Below are 904 nucleotides of genomic sequence, written 5' to 3' on the forward strand. Positions count from 1 at the left end.
CCATATACGATGCGGAGGATATACCAGAGCCAGACCAGTTAAAGAAGGCTATCTTAGCTTTTAGGAAAGCCGGACGGGATTACATATGCTTTCAGGCTGCACTAAACTACTTTAACAGGGATGAAAACTTTCTTACCAAAATGTTTACGCTAGAGTACTCTTACTGGTTTGATTACCTTCTTCCAGGGCTATATAACCTAAAGCTTCCTATACCTTTGGGTGGAACCAGTAATCATTTTGACGTGGAGAAGCTCAAGGACATAGGAGCATGGGACCCCTTCAACACCACCGAAGATGCAGACCTTGGAGTCAGAGCCTTCGCAAAAGGCTATAAAGTTGGCGTGATAAACTCTACCACCTACGAAGAGGCAAATGCAAGGCTTAAAAACTGGATAAGACAAAGGTCAAGATGGATAAAGGGATACATGCAAACCTTTCTCGTGCACTCAAGGAATCCCATAGGACTTTACAGGGCAGTTGGTCTTAGGGGTATGCTGGCTTTTTATCTTATGATAGGTGGTACACCTATAACTTTTCTCGTAAATCCCATCATGTGGTTTATGTTTTTTATCTGGCTCCTTACAGAGACTAAACTCATAGAGCCTCTCTTTCCCGGAATAGTTTTATACTTGTCCATTTTTAATCTGCTTTTTGGAAACTTTATAGGCGTGTATCTAAGCTTGATAGCGGTATTTAGGAGAGGGTTTTACGAGCTTTCACTCTACGCCCTGCTTAACCCTATCTATTGGGTGCTTCACTCTATAGCCTCCTACAAGGCACTTTATGAACTCTTTACAAAGCCTTTTTACTGGCAGAAAACACAACATGGAATAACCAAGTATAAGCCTCCTTTGGGAGGCATACAAGGATGACATTTTTGGTGAGTTTTACTGTGTTTTTCGTT

1 protein-coding gene is annotated in these 904 nt (G+C 41.7%); it reads left to right on the forward strand.

What is annotated here, in order from left to right; genetic code table 11:
* A partial coding sequence (locus NZ923_10695) for a glycosyltransferase (GenBank protein MCS7230478.1) occupies positions 1 to 872 on the forward strand: 872 nt, incomplete at its 5' end.
* Positions 873 to 904: the final 32 nt, after the last annotated feature.

This window comes from Candidatus Kryptonium sp. (assembly GCA_025060635.1).
Classification (GTDB): Bacteria; Bacteroidota; Ignavibacteria; order Kryptoniales; family Kryptoniaceae; genus Kryptonium.